17 protein-coding genes and 1 pseudogene are annotated in these 19,507 nt (G+C 55.8%); 5 read left to right on the top strand and 13 right to left on the bottom strand.

All coding sequences use genetic code 11. The features are described 5' to 3' along the window. The first annotated feature begins 27 nt into the window (after positions 1–27). Entirely contained in the window at positions 28–1,698 is a 1,671-nt protein-coding gene (locus HA50_RS02105; RefSeq protein WP_084872042.1) for a hypothetical protein, read from the top strand. A gap of 84 nt (positions 1,699–1,782) precedes the next feature. After that, positions 1,783–3,357 (top strand): phage tail fiber protein, encoded by a 1,575-nt coding sequence (locus tag HA50_RS02100; RefSeq protein ID WP_084872039.1) that lies wholly within the window; start codon positions 1,783–1,785, stop codon positions 3,355–3,357. Between the two features lie 53 nt (positions 3,358–3,410). Here HA50_RS02100 and pckA read toward each other — a convergent pair whose 3' ends face one another. Continuing rightward, positions 3,411–5,036, bottom strand: coding sequence for a phosphoenolpyruvate carboxykinase (ATP) (gene pckA, locus HA50_RS02095; RefSeq protein ID WP_084872036.1), 1,626 nt, complete (start codon positions 5,034–5,036; stop codon positions 3,411–3,413). Positions 5,037–5,254: 218 nt separating this feature from the next. Here pckA and HA50_RS02090 point away from each other — a divergent pair, with 218 nt between their 5' ends. The 3 genes and pseudogenes from HA50_RS02090 (at position 5,255) to HA50_RS31650 (ending at position 7,062) form a co-directional block, all read left to right on the top strand. Continuing rightward, entirely contained in the window at positions 5,255–6,148 is an 894-nt protein-coding gene (locus HA50_RS02090) for a LysR family transcriptional regulator (RefSeq protein WP_084878285.1), read from the top strand. A gap of 426 nt (positions 6,149–6,574) precedes the next feature. Continuing rightward, positions 6,575–6,864 (top strand): annotated as a pseudogene (pilV, locus tag HA50_RS31655) (shufflon system plasmid conjugative transfer pilus tip adhesin PilV); the annotation flags it as partial. 60 nt (positions 6,865–6,924) lie between these two features. Next, positions 6,925–7,062, top strand: coding sequence for a hypothetical protein (locus tag HA50_RS31650; RefSeq protein WP_244193553.1), 138 nt, complete (start codon positions 6,925–6,927; stop codon positions 7,060–7,062). Positions 7,063–7,431: 369 nt separating this feature from the next. Here HA50_RS31650 and pilV (HA50_RS02080) read toward each other — a convergent pair whose 3' ends face one another. From pilV (HA50_RS02080) to HA50_RS02025, 12 genes are all read right to left on the bottom strand, one after another. Beyond that, a complete protein-coding gene (pilV, locus tag HA50_RS02080) occupies positions 7,432–8,718 on the bottom strand; it encodes a shufflon system plasmid conjugative transfer pilus tip adhesin PilV (protein ID WP_244193552.1) in 1,287 nt (428 codons plus the stop codon). Positions 8,719–8,723: 5 nt separating this feature from the next. Continuing rightward, on the bottom strand, positions 8,724–9,380 hold the full coding sequence (locus HA50_RS02075; RefSeq protein ID WP_084872033.1) for a prepilin peptidase: 657 nt from the start codon (positions 9,378–9,380) through the stop codon (positions 8,724–8,726). Continuing rightward, positions 9,377–9,856 carry a lytic transglycosylase domain-containing protein gene (locus tag HA50_RS02070; RefSeq protein WP_084872030.1) on the bottom strand — a complete coding sequence of 160 codons (480 nt, stop codon included), beginning with the start codon at positions 9,854–9,856 and terminating at the stop codon, positions 9,377–9,379. Before HA50_RS02070 ends, HA50_RS02075 begins: the two co-directional genes overlap by 4 nt. A 4-nt stretch (positions 9,857–9,860) precedes the next feature. Continuing rightward, positions 9,861–10,457: a type 4 pilus major pilin gene (locus HA50_RS02065; RefSeq protein WP_084872027.1), complete on the bottom strand. Its 597-nt coding sequence runs from the start codon at positions 10,455–10,457 to the stop codon at positions 9,861–9,863. 9 nt (positions 10,458–10,466) lie between these two features. Further along, positions 10,467–11,582: a type II secretion system F family protein gene (locus HA50_RS02060; RefSeq protein ID WP_084872024.1), complete on the bottom strand. Its 1,116-nt coding sequence runs from the start codon at positions 11,580–11,582 to the stop codon at positions 10,467–10,469. Beyond that, positions 11,572–13,146: a GspE/PulE family protein gene (locus HA50_RS02055; RefSeq protein ID WP_084872022.1), complete on the bottom strand. Its 1,575-nt coding sequence runs from the start codon at positions 13,144–13,146 to the stop codon at positions 11,572–11,574. Before HA50_RS02055 ends, HA50_RS02060 begins: the two co-directional genes overlap by 11 nt. A gap of 7 nt (positions 13,147–13,153) precedes the next feature. Continuing rightward, positions 13,154–13,651: a type IV pilus biogenesis protein PilP gene (pilP, locus tag HA50_RS02050; RefSeq protein WP_084872019.1), complete on the bottom strand. Its 498-nt coding sequence runs from the start codon at positions 13,649–13,651 to the stop codon at positions 13,154–13,156. Continuing rightward, positions 13,638–14,918, bottom strand: a complete 1,281-nt coding sequence (pilO2, locus tag HA50_RS02045; protein ID WP_084872016.1) for a type 4b pilus protein PilO2 — start codon at positions 14,916–14,918, stop codon at positions 13,638–13,640. The genes pilP and pilO2 overlap by 14 nt, the downstream gene beginning before the upstream one ends. 3 nt (positions 14,919–14,921) lie before the next feature. Beyond that, a complete protein-coding gene (gene pilN, locus HA50_RS02040) occupies positions 14,922–16,595 on the bottom strand; it encodes a PilN family type IVB pilus formation outer membrane protein (protein ID WP_084872013.1) in 1,674 nt (557 codons plus the stop codon). Between the two features lie 19 nt (positions 16,596–16,614). Continuing rightward, positions 16,615–17,058, bottom strand: a complete 444-nt coding sequence (gene pilM, locus HA50_RS02035; RefSeq protein WP_084872010.1) for a type IV pilus biogenesis protein PilM — start codon at positions 17,056–17,058, stop codon at positions 16,615–16,617. Position 17,059: 1 nt separating this feature from the next. Further along, positions 17,060–18,346 carry a PFGI-1 class ICE element type IV pilus protein PilL2 gene (gene pilL2 / locus HA50_RS02030; protein WP_084872007.1) on the bottom strand — a complete coding sequence of 429 codons (1,287 nt, stop codon included), beginning with the start codon at positions 18,344–18,346 and terminating at the stop codon, positions 17,060–17,062. Positions 18,347–19,055: 709 nt separating this feature from the next. Further along, positions 19,056–19,487 carry a DUF29 domain-containing protein gene (locus HA50_RS02025; protein WP_084872006.1) on the bottom strand — a complete coding sequence of 144 codons (432 nt, stop codon included), beginning with the start codon at positions 19,485–19,487 and terminating at the stop codon, positions 19,056–19,058. Positions 19,488–19,507: the final 20 nt, after the last annotated feature.

The following is a 19,507-nucleotide window of genomic DNA, read 5'->3' as shown; positions in this document are numbered from 1 at the left end:
GCCCGCTTATTATCAGGGTATTTCAGAATGAAGTATATCTATGTTGATCCTTCATCGACTGCGCGTGGTGACGGGAGTCAGGAGCACCCTTTTCGTACGATGGATGAAGTCATCGCCTCCGGTGTCAGCCATCCTGTCACTGTTGCGATCAAATGTGGCACGCGTTTTAACTGGTCCTATCTTAGCCAGAATAAACTCGCCTTTTTCCTCAATCGTTCGGGGACGCAAAGTGTTCTGACATCGTATGGAGAGGGTGCCTGGCCGATCTGGTATCCTAAAGATGCCGCCACACGTCATACCGACACGACGTTCCAGAACTTTAATATCAATTCGTTACAGCTCTCCTCGCCACCTGGTGAACAGCATACCGGCGGTTATCTGTATGGCACGGTTCGGGGAGACGAAAACGGGATATGCAATCTGGAAATTCACCATATTAATTTTATCGGTGATCCCGCTGCGATAGCTGGGTCAGCACCCACTAAAGAAGTTGCCTGTATTCATCTGGCAGTCAGAGACAAGACGAATATTGCCCATAAAATCTTTATCCATGATATTTATGGTGATCATATCAACTGTGGCATATTTTTTCGCGGTAACCCCAATCTTTCCGATCCTGCAACCTATTACGGTGACCAGCGCAAGAGTTATGGGGTACGTATCCTTGATGTTTCATTCACTAATATTGTCAACTACGGCGTTTTACTTTCCGGTGCCGCCAGTAAAAACAAAAACCGCGATGTTCGTGGTGATGAATGGGAATCGGGTTGGGATAATATTTATTATTCTTCCTACCGCACCAATGTTTATAACCCGGTAAAAGATCCACAGGCCTGGACCACCGCCCGTGCTGATGTTCCGTTATGGATGACTATGTGCGCTTATGCCACTGGCCAGAATTTTGAAGTGCATGGTTCCGGCCCGGCAGCACCCGATCGTTACGCACTGGATTTAGATTACCATTGCAATAATTGCCTGTTGCGCTGGGGCTACCTGACCAATAATGCCAAACCCTTCATGCTGGTACAGGGGCCGTTCTCTAACAGCTGGTACCATGCTAACGGCTATAAACCACTCAGTGAAGATACCTACACGCTCTACCATACCTACGGTGTTGGCTGTGTTGATAACGTGATTGAATATATTGTCTCGTACAATGATGGGGTAGCGCGAACGCAGCGAACCTCTGATATTTACTGGAAAAAAGCCTGCTGTTTTCGCTACTGCTATAACAATGTGGTGCGTAATTGTCTGTTCATCGACACCGTTTCTCAGGCCAATGACCATGTTCTTTATTGCAATCCACGTAAAGAAGATAATCCGGCTGCCACCGCGCTGACCCTTGAGAATTGTATTTTTTACTGGAAGCACCGGGATAACTCAGATCTTATCAGCCCGGAGCATGTCGCGACGTTTGGTAGTTTACTGACCAAATATGCCTTTAAAAATTGTATTTTCTTCTCGGAAGCCTGGGTTGCCGCAGCTCCGGCAGCCTTACCGGGGGTTTCAACCCGCGACTTACACTATGTCGATCCCAAATTCAGATTCACCGTACCCCTGGTCCCTCCAGCGGGAATGAAAGAGGCAAAAAATATCCTTCAGCTTGCCAGCGATTCCCCTGCGTTAAAAACAGGAACGGCCAACGCCAGTGTGGATATATGGGGTAAGACAGGAAATAACATTGGCTGGCAACAATAATTATCGGCCGATAATAATGATGTCCGGGACTCTTTTTTGTGCTGTAGAGTTTTTTAATATGACCAGCATAGGCAGTGATTAATTATGACGATATCACGCAGAAATCTTTTGAACTGGATCCTTCCTTCAGCACTTCTCACGCTGTTCTCAACCCGGAGTTCGGCGGCAGCTTCCGCTGAGGTCCGATTACCTGCTCATCCGGTGCAGGGCATTCCTCACGCGACCAAAGCAGAACCAACGGCTGACGTTTTTAGCGGTGAAGGGAAGGATACCGTTGGCAATGGTTTAGTCTCGGTGTTTGACCGGGTCAAACAACGTGGTCAGTTTGACGTGGTGCAGGGCGCTTCGGATCCAAAAGGTATCGCCGGAATGACTTTTGGCGGTCCGGACAACCGGGCGGCTTTAATTATTGATGAACGTGGTCGTATGCAGACCTATGCGACAAAAGAAGGACGTCCCACGGCGGCCAGAGTGGCGATTCCGTTCACAGAACCCTATGGGCAGGGTGTCGCGGCATGGAATGGCAGCATATTGCGATTACCTTTTGCCGGTGCTGAGGATGATACGCTGCATTCATCGTTGATTTTTCTCCCCAAATCCGACGGTTCTGCTGACATGTACATTGCAGGTCCCGGGCAATATACCGATTACGGTGCACCTTATGGTGGTGCCGGGGTGGTTGCTCCACGCGCATTAACAGATAAGGATTTAATCGCGCCGTTGAGGAAGGGCAGTGTCTATCCCACTGGCTGGAACAGCCAGCCTTATTGGGTCAAATTATTTGCGATTAAGACCGGTATCAGGAGTTCAGGCCCCAACTTCACCGGCTTTTATATCTCCGGCGGGACGCTATCAGAATCAATCTATACCTATCTTATCCAGTGCAATGATGTGCTGGTTTCATCTCTGAATGCTTCTACCGCAAAGCATGTTTTGCGTATTACCAACCTGCGCGATCCCTCCGACTCCCGCCATGGCAGCGCAGATCTAACGCAATTTGGCTACGTGTACGATGTTCCGAACAACATGCTCATCGTGTATGCAAAAATCGAAGCACGCAATGAAGGGGCGACATTCATTCCACTGCGTTATACGGATGCCGCAAATTCAGGCGTGGAAAAAGTCTTTATTAACAGTTCAGGTGATGAGCACGTCACCAGTGAGCCTGATGGTATTGTGTATGTGGAGACGGCCAATTCATTAACATCAAATACCTATGTTCCACTTAACGACGGCCGTGTGGTAAAGACGCTGGGAGCGGTGATCCGCATCTGTGATGCGATACCCGCAGCAACACGATCGCCGGTGCAGGATGGCTTTAAACAAAACGATAATTTTAGTGCGATTAATCGTGGTTATGCGCAGTCAGGTCAAATTGTGGTGACAAAGGAATCGACAGGGAAATATAAAGTCAGCGGCGCATCGGCAATCAGGAAAAATTCCGCCTGGAGAATCAGCAATCCGATGATTGCGGGAGGGGGAGGAATGCAACATCTGGTGGCAGCCATCGAATCCGACGCTTCCAATGCCCTTGTGATTGGTGTCAGGTCGCTGAAATACACCTATAACAGTGCGGAAGGCACGGTGACCCCGGTTGCCGGTGACTATGCTGATATTCCCGCTGACAGCTGGGTCGATATACACACAACACTGCTGTGATGCGTGCAGATGGCCTCCCCACTGCACAGCGGGGAGGCATGCGTGCTTAGCCGTTATTCGCTGGCAACGTCAGGCCCTGCCAGGGCGATGCGCGCACCTTCCGTCGTCCCGGCGTACTGACTGAAGTTCGCCACAAACAGACGGCCCAGTTTGGTCGCTTCTTCCTGCCATTTTTCTTCAGATCCCCAGCCATTACGCGGATCGAGCTGGCTGGTTTGCACTTCCGGCACCGCATCCGGGATCAACAACCCAAATATCGGCAGCGTATTATCGCCGAGCACAATGGTGTCATTCAAAATGCCACGAATGATATTGCGCGTGTCGCGCAGTGAAAGTCGCTCACCTGCGCCATTCCAGCCAGTGTTGACCAGCCAGGCTTCTGCGCCCGTTTCGGCCATTTTCTCCGCCAGCACTTCAGCGTACTGGGTCGGATGCAGCATCAGGAATGCTGCGCCATAGCAGGCTGAAAACGTTGGGGTAGGTCGGGTAATGCCGCGTTCGGTGCCCGCCAGTTTCGAGGTAAAGCCAGACAGGAAGTGATACTTCATCTGATCAGTCGTCAGGCGCGATACCGGCGGTAATACGCCAAAGGCATCAGCCGCGAGGAAAATCACTTTAGACGGATTTCCGGCACGTGATACCGGCTTGACGATATTCTCAATATGCGACAACGGGTAGGAGACACGCGTGTTCTCGGTTTTGCGACCATCAGCGTAATCGACGCTGCCGTCAGCTCTGACCACCACATTCTCCAGCAGCGCATCGCGGCGAATGGCGCGGTAGATCTCTGGCTCAGCGGCTTCACTCAGATTGATGGTTTTGGCGTAGCAACCCCCTTCAAAGTTGAAGACGCCTTCATGGTCCCAGCCATGTTCGTCGTCACCGATCAGCTCGCGCTGCGGGTCGGTGGAAAGGGTGGTTTTGCCGGTTCCGGAGAGGCCAAAGAACAATGCGACATCACCCGCTGCACCACGGTTGGCTGAGCAGTGCATGGAAGCAATACCCCGCTGCGGCAGGAAATAGTTCATCACCGAGAACAAACCTTTCTTCATTTCACCGCCGTACCAGGTACCACCGATCAGCTGCATCTTCTCAGAGAGGTTAAAGGCGACGAAATTCTCAGAGTTCAGGCCCTGTTCCTGCCAGTTGTGATTGGTGCATTTAGAACCGTTCATCACGATAAAATCAGGTGTGAAATTCTCCAGTTCTTCAGCCAGCGGCGGAATAAACATGTTTTTCACGAAGTGCGCCTGCCAGGCAACCTCGGTAATAAAGCGTACCGCCAGGCGTGAGTCGGTGCTGGCACCACACCAGGCATCGACGACATACAGCTTTTTACCGGATAACTGGTTTGAGACCAGATGGCGTAATTCAGTCCAGACCGAAGGGGACAGGGGTTTGTTATCGTTGCGGCCAGTACCAGCGTCAGACCACCACACGCTATCCTGCGTCAGCTCGTCGCGGACAATATATTTATCCTTCGGAGAACGCCCGGTGAACTCGCCGGTATCCACTGCGACGGCACCGGATGCGGTCATCATTCCGCGCTCATAGCCACTGAGTTCAGATGAAGTTTCATGCTCGATAAGCAGATCATAATCCGGGTTATAGATCACTTCCGAAACGTCGGTGATCCCTAAATCTGACAGGGCTGTTTTAATCATCGCAGTGCTGGACATATTATACCTGACTGATAGCTGGCTGAATATTGGGTTGCATGAAACTGCGACCGGTTGTTGAGCGTGATAGTTAACTGAGCTGTTAATGAGTTTGCGCAAATCAGTTAATCAACTGTTCTGGATACTAGCACCATCATTCAGATGCAATGATTGCATAATTTCTATATGCCATGCATAATTTGCATAGCGCCAGTTATGGTTTTGTGAGATTCCGCACTGTGGTCAGTAATCTTGAAGTTAAGTGGTTTTATGACGTCATTGCCCTGGAAGAGACCCGCAGCTTTACCTTAGCGGCGGAAAAAAGAAACATTTCCCAGTCTTCATTTAGCCGCCGGATTCAATCACTTGAGTCTGCCATCGGCTTTGCCATCTTCGATCGCAGCGTCAATCCACTGCAACTTACCCGGCAGGGGAAGAGTTTTGTCGGTTACGCTCGCAACATGCTGGATGATATGGATTACCAGCTGAATCGAATCAAAGGGCTGGACAACTTTCGGCAAAGTATCAAGTTCGATGCCGCGCCCTCACTTTCCGTCCTGCTGCTGCCTAATCTGATCGCCGGATACACCGATAGCGCGGAAAGAATCCATTATGTTGAGTCGATCAACGTAGACGAGGCGGTTTATAACCTGAAAGAAGGCAAAAGCGACTTTATTCTGACCTTCTACAACGAAGAGTTTATGAATTATCCCTTTATTCATCATAAGGTTTTTGACTCCTTCCTTCATCTGGTCAGCCCCTGTGATGTTGATGGCAGACCCTTATTCAGTCTGAATGGCGATGTTTTGCCGCTGATGAAATATGCCAACGACAGCTATATGGGACGCCAGGTTAATCAGGTCATCGATAAAATTCCCGAGAATACCTTTACCCTCAGTTTTGTGTCTTCCATGAGTGAGCTGCTCAAACGGATGATCGTAAACGGCCATGGGGTGGGGTGGTTACCGCAGTATTCGATTCAGCGGGAATTGCGAGAAGGTAAACTGGCCATTATGGATGGTTCGCTGTCGTTGCCGATCTCGGCGTATGTTTATCGTTCGGGGGCGAGGTTAAATCTTGCAGCAGAGCGCTTCTGGCAGCATATAAAATCGCAAAATATCAGACTGGATTAGTGTTAATCATGTTCGGCGGGCATGTTTGGGTGAGTTATAAAGGACAGTAGCGTTTCTCTACTTCGCGCCACCTGCTCATGCTTTGTTCGAATTTTCTTGCAACCCGGCAGAATAATAGTAATAAGAATGAGAATCGTAGCAGTGTAAGTGAGTAAAGAATTATCCCGATGCGGTTATTAATGTGTTTCACAGCTATGAATAATTGCATCTAAATGAAAGTGATAAGGGATAATGTTTTCTTATCCCACGTCTTTATCGGGATGAATTGAGTTTTCTGACAAAGTTCACTTCCGCTGTACAATTTTTTTTAATGTATTTATCTATTTAAGTTGCCATTTAATCTTGATAGGAATAACGTGGCCGGAATAGCCTACTGTTTACACATCATCACTAGCTAGCTAGCCATTACAGCCAATAGCGATATACCGTTCGAATAATGGCTGGTTCATTACGCGGGACGGGAAAGGCTGGCTGGATGAAACGCATGGCGGTGGGTTTTATATGTCCGATGATGACTGGGTTCGGGCTGTTAATACAAAATATTTACACCGGTGGCCAGGTGCGCCGGGGGAAGCCTGCGGGCCGATGGCAACGTGTCCGCAGGCGGCGTATTAACTCAGGATCAGGTCAACACAGCAGACACATCGTGCAACATTACTGGGGCGAGAAGCCATGATGCGTCTGGAGCCCCACTTTCCTGTCAATCCGGTGTGTGGTCAAAAAGTGGCGGTGTCCAGTGGCAGACCTGCCGCACCTGTGGAGGCCGATGGCCTTACATGCTGGCGAATTTCGTGCTGCACGGCGACAGCGGCGTTAACTTTAACGGCTACGGTCCATCCTGTGGTGGCACCTACCAGAATGGGGTGCCAAACGACGGCGACTACATGCAGCTTTGTGCTTCAGCCCAGCCCTGACTTTTCCTGTGAACAGGTCTGAAAGAGGCATCAATCACAAGATGAATACGCATAAGTCATTATTTGTGAGCGCAGATAGCATAAGCCGTTACGGTCGTGTTTGGGCAGGCACCTGCCCAGCTATTTCCGTTCGGATTACTCCATTTTAAACGTTCATCGGAGCCGGAATAGCATGCTGCTCCCCCTCCGACCAGAACCTCATCACCATTGCAGTCAACGGTTACCGTCTTGGGTGCGGAAGCACTGCGGATCTGTGTCTCAGTGGATGACCGTTTCCACACACCGGATTGACAGACAGGCAAATAGTTTTCAAAACGTATTCATTCTGCAACCAAACGCATGTACCGAAACGGCTAAATTAACAATCGTTCAGTGACAGCAGGTAATGACATAGGCAGATTCGCTATCCTGGTGGCCAACAAACTCCAGGCCAGCGGTGTACCAGCCAGCCGGGCAACGATGTTCGGAAAAGTCTCGCCCCTGAGAGTTTCCGATCTGAGTACACTGGTCCTGTTTGAGGTTTGCATCACTATCTTTCCACACACCGGATTGACAGGAAAGTGGGGCTCCAGACGCATCATGGCTTCTCGCCCCAGTAATGTTGCACGATGTGTCTGCTGTGTTGACCTGATCCTGAGTTAATACGCCGCCTGCGGACACGTTGCCATCGGCCCGCAGGCTTCCCCCGCGCACCTGGCCACCGGTGTAAATATTTTTGTTATTAACAGCCCGAACCCAGTCATCATCGGACATATAAAAACCACCGCCATGCGTTTCATCCAGCCAGCCTTTCCCGTCCCGCGTAATGAACCAGCCATTATTCGAACGGATATCGCTATTGGCTGTAATGGTATTGCCGGCGGTAACATTTGTCCCTGCAGTGACGTTCTGTCCCGTGACCGTGCCACTTGCGGTCATATTGCCACCGGCGGTCACGTTGCCGCTGAACGTCCCCGTTACGGCATTGACGGTTCCGGTATTGTTGAGGTTGTTGCCGCCCATATCGATGCTGGTATGCATGGTATTAAGATCGGGCTTACCGGTGACCGAAAAACGGTAAAGGCGGTCACTTTCGCCGCGTGCTACCCCCAGTTCATCCGTAGTCAGCAGTGTGGCAATATGACCCTGAGTGCTGTTGACACCAAACTGAGAGAGAGGAACGGTCCAGCTCCCCATTGCACCGGTGGCGATACCTGACGTCCAGATGTACCCCCCCATGCCGGCAGTGATATCCATTGATATCTGACGCAGAGCGAGAAACGGCAGCGCAGAGCCGTTCCGGGTGTAGACCATCGCCTGTAGCTGGTCGGTGTTGGTGGTATTGCGTATCACCGCAGCGGAATAAGCCTGACCGTCAATGGTGGTCTCACTGAAGCCCTGCTCCAGAAAACCGGTATTTTTCAGCATAGTGGGTGTAACAATGACCGGCGCGGTGGTGCTGGCACTGGCGAGCAGCGTATCGTAATAACGCCCGGTATAACTTTTTACCGCCTGCGTGAAACGGGACACCTGCGCGGAGGTGTTCATCCAGGTTCGTTTCTGCATCCAGTCACTGATAAGCGAATATCCCCATACGCTGACCAGCAGCAGAATGACTAAAGCCGCACCCGTGCTGAGAATAGCCCAGCCACGATCGATTGTTTTTGTTGAGTTCACTGGCATCACCATGTAATAAGCGGCTGATAAAGTTTTAGAAGCGTCACTGACATCGCACCGGCACACAACCAGGGCCCCATCGGCCCACCCTCGCTGATGCGACGCACCGTTAACTGCCACAGCACAAAAAACATTACACCGGTCAGCAGGGCAAAAAGCCCATCGGTTCCACCGGGCCATGCGGCAATGGCACCTGCCAGCCACACATCGCCCAGCCCCAGACACTCGCGACCCTGAATCTTCGCTGAGCCATATCGCCAGCCGCCGAATATCAGCATCGCGATGACCGCAGAAAGGAGATGTTCCGTAAACCCCGGGTGCAGAAGTGCGGCAGCAAGCCCCGCAGTCAGGCAGCTCACCGTCATTTCCCGGGGCAGCAGTCCCGTCAGCGCATCGGTAAGCGTCATTCTGAAAAGAAACAGGCTGATAAAAAATGACAGCAGGCGCGCCATCGCCGGTGCGGGGGCCAGCAGCATGACACTGACAGCAGCGGCATACAGCCAGACTATCGCCGGAGGTACAGGAGTACTGCGCCCGTTCCAGTTACCCGATGTCACCAGGTTAATACTGACGAGGCTCGCCATAAAATTAAACAAACCGAGGCTCAGTGGAAAAAGGATGCCGAGCGTTGGCCACGGCATACTCAGCGTCAGCAGCGTCACAGTCTGATCCCCCGTTCTTTCAGTAAAAGGCGCCGGTAAATGGCATAAATCCGGTTGGCGTAGGATTCGCGCGTTTCATGGCGATCCTGACGAAAACCGGCGTTGTAAGAACCCAGACAGTTCCAGCTGATGCCGCATACCTGAAAATGTTTTGCCAGAATCCATGTACCAGTCTGCACATTGAGACAGGGACGGGTCAGCAGATCCTGTGGACTGCTGATAACCCCCTGCGCTATCAGCCCCGGGATGTGTGAGGAATTGACCTGCATCAGCCCGTAATCATTGCTGAGTGCACGCCCGGTCTTTTTATCGCGGTTAACATTCGTAATCCCCGGACGCAGACTGCTTTCGCCGGTGGCAATGGCCTGAATCAGCAGCGGATCGATGTGGTACTTTGCCCCTGCTGCGTCAAAGCAGAATGCCCCCGCGCGGGGGCTGAGCAGGATAAACAGCAGGAGGGCAGTCAGGCGCAGCATGTCATCAGCCGTTGTGCGTGAAGACCAGGGTGTTGTTGCCCGTCATGCCTGTGTCAGCAGTACAGGCTTTGCCGGCATCTTCGGCGCTGACCAGGCCATCGCTGTAGTCGGTGCTGTTGATGCTGATGGCACTGAACGCGCCACCGGAGCCGAGCTGGGTGGCAATGGAGATACAGTCGGCCTGCGGCACTTTCTGCGTGGTGACGGAGAAACCATTATTGAATCCGTTTGATGCCACCGGTGCCATGACAACCTGGCCGCCATAGCTGTTCCACATCGTCGCCGTGCCGGAACTGGCCGTCCCCTGAATCGTCCAGCCAGCCTTCGGCGCGCCCCCCTGCTGAATCAGCGTACCGGTCATGGTGGTGCCACTGGTAAAGTTATACCCACCCTGGGTTTGCTTGAGCTGCTGGGCATTGGTCACAACGGTCTGGATATTTGAGGTTTCCACCGCAACAGACTTTTTGCCTGAGAGACTCCAGACAAGCGCCCCGACAATGCAGATGACGATAACCGTAAACAGGGCAATGCTGCCGTGTTCAAGGATGCCCCAGCCCCGGTCTGGCTGGCGCGGGTGATAATGTGATGTCTGAGATGACATGGTCGTTCCTTAATGTATGTTGAAGGTGTTCATGTCCTGAATCTGCATCACCATCTGCAGGATGAGTAAGAAGAAACTCATAATCAGAACGAGAGAAAAGAGCTTTGTGACGTTCGCTTTGCGGGCCACGCGCGCCAGCGCCTGCTCCAGCCAGCGATCGGCATAATTTGTGATAAGCGACGCGGCGCTGTTGCCTTTATCCAGCAGCGAGAGGTAGTTCACCGCCTCGCGGCTGGGGAAGTCATAACCGCTCTGGCGCAGCGCCATGCCCAGCGAGTCCCCCTCGCTCATGCACGCCATTGCGGCCTCAATACGCTCCTGGAGCCAGGGCGGAGCGAACGCGTTCAGGATCTGCAGCGCCTTGAGCTCCTGCACACCGGCACCGAGCAGCGCCCCGATATTCATCAGGAACACCGCGCCCTGCAGGTCTTTGTAAACCGACCAGGGCATCAGGTGATCGGCCAGGCGTCGCAGCCGTCCCCGCCAGCGCGGCAGCGACCAGAACGCCAGAATGACGCCCCCGACGGCGGCACCCGCTGCGGTCACCCCCCACTGATCCGTCCACTGTGCCACGCCGTTCATCAGCCCGAGTGCACCGGTCCAGCGTGCCGGGTCAGACATTTTGCTTAAGGTGGGCACCAGTGCCATGTTGTTGGCCAGCAGCAGCCCCGTGCTCAGCAGGGCCAGCGCTGACGGAAAGACCGAGGCAAAAACCACCTGACCGAGGATGCGCCGACGGGCGACAATCAGCTTGTCAGCCTGCATCAGCGCGCCGGGAATATTGCCGGTTTCTATCCCGGCGCTGATAAGCGCTGCCTCTTCATAAGGTGCCCAGGCAGCAAGCACATCCTGCAGGGACCGCCCCTCGCGGTTGTCTTTCACGCCCTCAAGGCAGTCCTGTACCAGCTCATGATAGGGGTGCCAGCGCCGGCCAAAGTCGGTATGCACCTCACCAATCAGGGTCAGCGCCTCTTTCAGCTGTTTGCGGTTTTCCAGCAAAAAGCGCAGGGTTTCGTAAAACGGCTGGCGATACTGCCCGGTGAAGGTGGCCCTGACCAGGCGATACCGCAGCATTTCCGCCAGCGACATATCACGCTCAGGCGAAAAACGGGTCTTAACCGACATAGGGCACCTCACACTGCATGATGTCGTCCTCGTCCAGAGGACAGATAAGATCGCCTTCCACCGGATCAACGCGCCCCTGTGCGAGATAACGCAGCAGATGCATACGGCGGGTGATACCCCCCTGGTTTACCCAGTGCTGACGGGCAACGGCCGGGCCGAGAGACAACCAGAGCTGCATCAGTCGGGCATCCGTCCGGACCACCTCGGCAATGGCCGTGCGGCCGGTGACGCCGCGGCTGACGATGCGGCCGGTCAGCGGCACCGTTTTCTGGCAGTGAGAACAGCCCTCGTGATTACGGAAGAAAAGTTTGCTGGTGTCGCACACCCCCTCCACAGTGCAGTATTTTTCCAGGCGCGCACGGGTTTCGCCGTCAAGCTCAGGTGCTTTCACCTGCCAGGGAATACGGCAGTGTTCACACAGCAGCGGCACCAGACGCTGGCCTATCAGGCCAGTGACCAGTGACGCATCGGCCAGAAGGTGGCGATCAACGCCGAAGTGCTCCATACGCCGCAGGGCACCGATGGCGCTCTGGGTGTGCAGGGTGGAGAACAGCGCGTGGCCGGTTTCACTGGCGTAAATGGCGGCGATGAGGGAATACAGGTCACGCATTTCGCCATTCAGAATGGCATCAGGATCGAGACGCAGCGCGGAGGCGTTGGCGTTATCCCAGGCACGGCTGATGGCATCAGGAGAGTTGTCAGCCGGCATGACGGGGGTCTGGATGGCGCCGGGGATACGTCCCTCCGGCGGGTTTTCCAGCGTCAGCAGACGCTTTTTTCCGCCGGTCAGTTTCAGCCAGATATCGCTGAACACGCGCAGCGTGGCGCTTTTGCCGGAACCGGTCGGCCCGGTCAGCAGCACCATGCCTTCCGGCAGGCGCAGGATCTGCACAATGAGCGCTATCTGCTCCGGCAGAAAACCCAGCTTCGGCAGCCCGGGAATGTTATCGCCGTCATCAGGAATGAGTCGCATGACCACAATCAGCCCGTCGGGCGTGGGGCGGTGTTCATAGCGGGCGCCATACAGACCGGCACGGCGGGCAAACTTCGCATCGATGCGCCCTGACTGTTCGCGGCCGGCAAAAAAGGACTGCTCGCGTACGTCACACATGGAAAGATAGGCGGTGGAGGCCAGCGTCATCCCCTCCGCATCTTTCACTTCATCCACCACTTCCAGCTCGCCGTGAATGCGCAGCTGGACGATACTGAGCTTACGGTCGGCGCTGATTTCAATATGGATATCAGACGCACTGATCTCGTTCCCCAGTCTCATATAGCTGATGACTTTATCCTGAGATACGCTGATATCACGGCTGTTAAGTTCAGCCTCACTGACGCTCTGAGACAGGGCCAGCCCCTGACGCTCTGCCACTTCGCGCCGGCGGTTCAGCTCGCTCAGCGCCACAAACTCGGTTTTAGCGGTCGGATACTCGCGGGTGACATCCATTACCCAGCGCTGTATGGCCGGTTCTTTTCGCCGGTTACCGTCGATAAGCAGCGTCACGCCGCCGGACGAATGCTGTTCGGCAAACACAAAATCCATAATGTCTTTATCGGGCGTCATCGTGGCCTCAGAAGGAGAGTTCAGAATCGTCACTGAGGCGCACGAGCGTGGACGTGACCTCCGTGACCCGTTTTGCGGTGCCGGGGATCTGGTCGCCTTTCACCACCTCGGTTACACCACCGTCCGGCAGCACAATGCGGGCGCGCAGCTGTGTGCCGCGACCGTAAATCTCCTGCAGGCGTACGCTGCCGGCGCGCTTCTCCGTGCCTGCTGACGTGGCCTGTTGTGAGGGGGCAGGCTGCGCCATCAGTGGCATTGCAGGTTGAGTGGCGGAGGCCAGATAATTACGGTTGGTACTCTGCCCGGACTGGCTTTCGCGCAGCTGCTGCTCCAGACGGGCGGTCTGGACCTTTTGCTCCAGAATCAGGTTCCTGGCCTGTGCGGCTTCCAGCTCCCCGAGGGTGACGTTCGGCGGCAGCACATCGGCCGTGGTGGCTGACAGCGCGGGTCCGCTGAGCAGAACGGACAGCAGCAGCCCCGTCCTGGCGGGATTAATTCTGCGCATAAATGCTCCCCTTCATGGTGTATCCGAACTGCCCCTGCGGCCTCATGGTGATGGACACGCTGCTCAGGCGAAGCCCCGTTGCATCGAAATCCTGCAGCAGGCGTTCAGGCTGCAGGCGCGAACTGACAGAAAACGTAAACTCCCGCCAGTCCTGCACGGGCGTGGTTTTCTTCTGACCCGGCGCGACGGCAGGTGGCTTCACCTCCGTGAATTTCACGTCCAGGTTGCGCCGCTGCAGGTGAGAGATAAACCGCATCAGTTGCGCATCGGCACCGGGCAGCGCTTCATCGGTGTACTCACTGACGGTGTACTGACGGAAGGGAATGAAAACATCGCCATTTTTTCCGCCTTCCTGCAGGTTAAAAACAGCCGCATGTCCCAGCAGTTCGCGGGCGCGGCGGGAGAAGTCTTCAACCGTTGAGCCGGGCGTGGCGACAAATCGCAGCCGCAGTCCTTCCGGCACACACTCACCGTCGGTGAAACGCCAGCCGGCCACCGAGGCAAAGACCGGCTCCCGCGTCAGCCAGCAGTTGCTGAGCAGCACGGACACCGGAGGCAGTGTGGCCCACGGGTGCGGTGCGCGGGCCGGGGTCGCCGGCTTTTCCGGCGTCATCGCCATGCGGGCACGAAACGCCGCCATCGACGCCGCCTGTTCGGCCTGCTGCTGCACTGTGCCGTGCCAGTAAAGGCCGGCCGCCGTCGCCAGAGTGACAGCAACAGCCGGCAGGATGAGGGACAGCGGCGTCAGGCGTTTATGCAGGCGGCAGCGCTTCAGCTGCGCACCGCTCAGCCAGTCCGTGAGCGTGGTGGCCTCGCTCTCATCGTCTGCGATGGCCGCACAGCGCAGGCCCGGAGCATCGGCATCGTTAAAGCGCAGAAAGTTCTGTGCCGCCGACGCAATAAATGCCCGTGAGCCGGTCACGTCGCCCATCACGGAGAGCTGACCGCCGCTGGCGGCAAAGAACACCCACAGGTCTTCATCCCGGCTCAGGCGGTAAATGCCCCAGGCGTTGCCGCCTTCGGACAGCAGGAACGCCACGGCCAGTGAATAAAGGCTGCGGCGCACGCGCCCCGGGGAAACCACGCCTGACATGGCTGCATTTCCTCTGCCGGCAATGACACCGTGCGTGTCCGGTGAGGCTTTTCCCCGCAGCCGGGCCGTTAATGGGCTCCGCTGCGGTTCCCAGTGAAGCCCGGCCAGCCAGTCACGGCGCCGGTGTGTGATGCGGATGCCGGGGCGCAGGGAAGATTTTTGGCGTGAAGACATGGGTTACCTCAGCAGAACAGGGGTGATCATGATGACGAGCGTGGTGCGGCCGCGCGTGCCGCTCTGGCCACCGCCCAGGATAAAATTGCCCGGCGTGAACGTCCCCTGCTTATCCGATGAGACGTTCTGCTGCTCCGAGCCGGTCAGGACCAGCGTCTGGCCGGAGCGCAGGTTCACCTTACGCGCCAGCCCCTCGGTGGAAGTGTCTGCCGTGTCATTGCGGGTGTTACCGTCGCGGCTGACGAAGCTTTTGATATCCGGCGGGCTGGTATAGCTGAAGGCGAACTGCAGCTGCACGTCGCCGTTTTCCTGAATGAACGGCAGCATGGTCATGAACAGGCCGGTGGTGACGTTGGTCGTGGTCATCGTTGACGTCACCCCCACGTTGGCGGTGGCCGTCGAGCTGGAGCTGGTCAGCATCCCGGTGGATTTCGAGAGCTGATAGGCCACCGGCGTCAGGTTGGCGGTGGGGTCGGTCTGGTTCAGCGCCATGCTGACGTTACCCTGCTCGGAGAGGGCATGGATCAGCAGGCTGGAGCCGGAGAATTTCGCGGCATTGCCGCTGGCGGTGTCCAGAATCGAAATACCGGCGCTGGCCGCAGACGTGGAGGCGTTCGCCATTGAACCGGTGAGGCTTGCCCCCACGTTTTGCAGAGACTTATAGACCAGACCCCAGTCCAGCCCCATCTGCTCGTTATGCGTCTGGTTGACGCTGACAATCTGGATATTGAGCTGGACCTGCCGGCTCAGCACTTTGTTCTGGTATTCGATGTAGCGGCCGATCCGGTTCAGCACGTCCGGCGTATCGGTCACGCTCAGGGTGCCTGTGGCCGCCGACAGCCAGAAGCGACCCGATTTCGGCGTCACCATCTGCTCAATGGTTTTGCGGATATCATCGTACAGGTCGCTGTTCATGCCGTAATCGGTCTTCTGATTCGAGCTGATGTCGCCGGTCGTCCCGCCGGACGTGCCGCCACCGCTGCCGAGCTGGTTGCCGGAGCCGGAGTTGATCGACGCGCTGCTGTTCACCTTCGTATTGAGGATAACGAGCTGAAAGGTACGCGTATCCTGCTGATAAAAATACACGCCGCTGCTGTCGCTGCGCCATGACAGTCCGTAGCCGCTGGCTTCATAATCCAGCAGGTCGCGGATATCGCCCTGGAATTTCAGACCGCGGATAAGCGAGGGGGCCTGCTGAGAGGAGACCGCCTGTGCAGCCGTGGTGCCCATCTGTGACAGCGGCACGCGTCCGTTATCATCCGGTGCCGGCAGATTACCGCTCATCTGCGAGGTCACCACGCTGCCGGTGCTCATAGTGTTCAGCGCGGCAAACGCATCCGGCGTGATGGAGACGCGCACGCCGCAGAGTGCAGTGATACGCTGCCCCAGCTCAGGCAGTGAAATCCCCTCCGGCCGGTTAATGGTTATCTGGCAGGCGGGCAGGTTCTTCTCATCCGGCGTGGAGATGACCGGCGTGACCGGCTGCAGGTTCACCCAGGGTTTATCGGACCAGACAACGGTGGGCTGAGTCAGGGTCTGGCGACTCTGCAGCACCCGCTGAGCGGTATCGGCCTGCCCCGTGGCCTCCTTATCCATTTTGCTGATTTCATTCAGCGAACATGATGACAGCACAAGCGAAGCGGCCAGCGCGGTCAGACAGAAAGGTAAACGCGGCATCCGCAGCTCCCTGATGAGATTAGTTGAGGTAAACAATGCTGCCCTCCGTCACGCCGGACGGCAGGGGCAGGTTCATGTCGGTGCCGTCCGCCATCCGCAGACGGCCGCCGCTGACGGTCAGCACCAGCGCCGAGGTCACGGACTGCGTACGCAGCGCCGCAAACACGCCGCCGGTGGCGGGCACCCAGACCCAGAGGCGTCCCCCCTGGATCACGGTCTGAATACGGCTGTCCGGCACCGGCATCATGCCGGTCTGCGCGGGTGACACCGGTCCGTCCACCACCGCCCGGCCGTGGCGCCAGTTGTTCACCGCGTCAGCGGAGCGCAGCATGTCGGTGGCAAGCTGGTCAGGCAGGGTCTGCTGCATGGCTGTACGGACGTGCTCAGCCGAGTGGCGCTGTGCCTCACCGGCCATCAGCGCAATGACCAGGCAGAAAACAAATACGGGCAGCGCGAACCCCACCTCAGTGACCTCCGCCCGCCGGGCTGTCGCTCACCGATACCAGGCACTGGATACGGCTGGCTTCGGCAAACAGCGGTTTTTCCGCTTTGCGGTAGAGGTCAAAGACCTGTACCAGCACGGATTCGAAGTTGCCGTGAAACACCAGGGGTGCATCAATGCGGTAGTCCAGCGACACCGGCCAGATGACCACCCAGTTCCCGCCGTTGCTGCAGGGGGCCTTCGCGGCCCAGCCGGTCAGGGTCTCCTTCAGCGTGGAGCCCGGCTCAGCCCGCCACGCCTGTCCGGTGGGCAGTGCCGCAACCGGCGCACCGGGTAGATAGGCAGAAGCTGTCTGACTGCTGACGGATGGGGCGGGCGGCAGCGAGGTGACAGGACGGACAGGAACAGCCTGCCGGGCGGCGTTCACTGTAGTCGGTTGCACCGTCACCGGGTGAACGGCTGTAACAGGGGTTTTCTGAGATGAAGCTGTTTTCGGTGCGGCTGCAGGTCGTGGCACGGGCAGGCTTCCGGCTGGCGACCGCGCGGTGGACTTCGGCGCGGACGGTGTCTTCGCTGCTGACAGTACCGGTGACGGGACGGCCAGACTCTGCGGCGTCAGTACCGGTTTTTGCCCGGTGCCCGGGGTGCTGCTGATGCGCGTATCACCGGTAAAGGGATTACGCGGCACCGCACTGACTGTGCCGGCTGCCCCCGCAGTCCGAGCGGATGGTATGACAGGCGGAAGACTGACGGACGCATGCTGTGATGCCAGTGAGACCGGAACCAGTAAAGGTGCGGCGAAGCTGCGGTACTGATCCCGCAGTTCAAAGCAGATTTCGCGGTTAACTTCATCCACCTTCAGTCGCCAGGCCGGTCCGGCCACAATCTGCAGGGCTTCACTGAGCTTCACCGGGCCGATATCGCGCTGCACCGCAGGCAGCGGACGGCTGAGAAGTTCCGAAAATGCTGAAGAAGTGGCTGAGCACAGTGAATACCCTGACTCCAGCAGCAGATAGCGGAACCCTTCGCCGACGGTGCTGACCAGCTGCGACGGCATGGTGATATCAATTATCTGGCTGAGCGGGTCGCGCTGCGCATCGTCCGGACGCGTACTGGCCAGCGTGTAGCGGTCATAGCGCACAACTTCAGGTACGCGGGTGCGGTAAATATCATCAAAACGGGCGGGCTGCTGATAGCGCCCGGCAGGATAGGATGCGGTGTCCGAAACCGTGTGGCTGCAGCCGGCCAGCAGGACGGAGCAGGCGAGCAGTCCGGCACCGTTTGTCGCGCGTCGTGAAGGTACTGCCATCAGGATCTACCCCAGGAATAGTCTTAGTCAGGAGTGCTATTCTGGCGGTGATGAAAATGCGGGCAATGCGAAACTCTTTCCCGGAGCTGAAGAAAAACAGCGCGGAGTCAGTCGGGCAGGTTAAGGATGGATCGGGACAGCTGTCACCAACAGCGCACTAGTGCGGTTTTATCCCAATTATTCAGCGGGGGTAATGATGCCAGTGCGGCGTGCACAGTCAGTGTTTATCTGCTGTTCAGTGAGGGGCTGATTGTGTGATGAGGGCACCGGGGAACAGCCCCTCTCAGCATACGTTCCCCTGAATATGCACAACAACACAATTAACATAAACATCACTGCAGCAGGTATCACAACCACCAGGAAATCAAAAAGAGAGATGATCCAGGTGATATTCGATAACCTGAGATTCTTTTTCGCTCCGGCATAACGTGACATAGCAGACGACCTCAGAAACAGGATGCTGACTATTCTGCTTCTGTGCGTGTACAGGGAATACCGGTAAATATGTCACCATGATGCAAAGATCCCCTTCGGGGCAACGCCGTCAGACCATAAAAGCCAGTTTTATGGTCTGATGGCGTTATCGGCAAACACATGAAAGTCTGCCCCAGTGGCAGTACATCCGGCTGGCTCAGTGGCATCCAGATGGGAATGAATTACCCAAAAAAAAAGCCAGCAAAAAGCTGGCTTTATCATCGATGTATATCAGTCAGCCTGGAAAGAAATCATGCGTCATTGCCTGTTCAACCGACCAGGGGCAGGACTCAGGAAAAACATGTTCATCCATGCCTGTTTCACGCGCCGCAGACAAAATGGCATCACCATAAGCATCCAGGGCTATTTCATCCAGATCATGTTTCAGACTTGGACTTTTCGCCAGGCGACGTTCAATTTTCCGTCGTTGTTCTGCTATGGTGAGCTGCCAGCTTTTTCCCCTGTGGGAGGGCTGGAATGTCCACTTCAGTAAATGAAGAAACAGAACCTCCAGTCTGGATTCCAGCTCATTCCTCTGGCTGTTGCCCATACTTTCGATTTCCTCCAGAAGGTTCACAGTGTCCAGTTGTGCGAGCTTGCCTGAGCGCAGCAAATCTGCCTGTTCTCTGGTCCAGCCATAAAAGTCACTGTCATATCGGGTTGTCATAATCCCTCCTGAAACTCAGA

The sequence above is a fragment of the Pantoea cypripedii genome (assembly GCF_002095535.1).
In the GTDB taxonomy this organism is placed as follows: Bacteria; Pseudomonadota; Gammaproteobacteria; order Enterobacterales; family Enterobacteriaceae; genus Pantoea; species Pantoea cypripedii.
Note: the sequence above shows the minus strand (reverse complement) of the source record. Positions and strands in the feature narration are given on the sequence as shown.

Excerpts from the sequence above, each read along its gene's own strand:
- HA50_RS02105 (WP_084872042.1), top strand. The coding sequence starts at position 28 with ATGAAGTATATCTATGTTGATCCTTCATCGACTGCGCGTGGTGACGGG.
- HA50_RS02100 (WP_084872039.1), top strand. The coding sequence starts at position 1,783 with ATGACGATATCACGCAGAAATCTTTTGAACTGGATCCTTCCTTCAGCA.
- pckA (WP_084872036.1), bottom strand. The coding sequence starts at position 5,036 with ATGTCCAGCACTGCGATGATTAAAACAGCCCTGTCAGATTTAGGGATC.
- HA50_RS31650 (WP_244193553.1), top strand. The coding sequence starts at position 6,925 with ATGCTGGCGAATTTCGTGCTGCACGGCGACAGCGGCGTTAACTTTAAC.
- HA50_RS02070 (WP_084872030.1), bottom strand. The coding sequence starts at position 9,856 with ATGCTGCGCCTGACTGCCCTCCTGCTGTTTATCCTGCTCAGCCCCCGC.
- HA50_RS02065 (WP_084872027.1), bottom strand. The coding sequence starts at position 10,457 with ATGTCATCTCAGACATCACATTATCACCCGCGCCAGCCAGACCGGGGC.
- HA50_RS02060 (WP_084872024.1), bottom strand. The coding sequence starts at position 11,582 with ATGTCGGTTAAGACCCGTTTTTCGCCTGAGCGTGATATGTCGCTGGCG.
- HA50_RS02055 (WP_084872022.1), bottom strand. The coding sequence starts at position 13,146 with ATGACGCCCGATAAAGACATTATGGATTTTGTGTTTGCCGAACAGCAT.
- pilP (WP_084872019.1), bottom strand. The coding sequence starts at position 13,651 with ATGCGCAGAATTAATCCCGCCAGGACGGGGCTGCTGCTGTCCGTTCTG.
- pilO2 (WP_084872016.1), bottom strand. The coding sequence starts at position 14,918 with ATGTCTTCACGCCAAAAATCTTCCCTGCGCCCCGGCATCCGCATCACA.
- pilN (WP_084872013.1), bottom strand. The coding sequence starts at position 16,595 with ATGCCGCGTTTACCTTTCTGTCTGACCGCGCTGGCCGCTTCGCTTGTG.
- pilL2 (WP_084872007.1), bottom strand. The coding sequence starts at position 18,346 with ATGGCAGTACCTTCACGACGCGCGACAAACGGTGCCGGACTGCTCGCC.
- HA50_RS02025 (WP_084872006.1), bottom strand. The coding sequence starts at position 19,487 with ATGACAACCCGATATGACAGTGACTTTTATGGCTGGACCAGAGAACAG.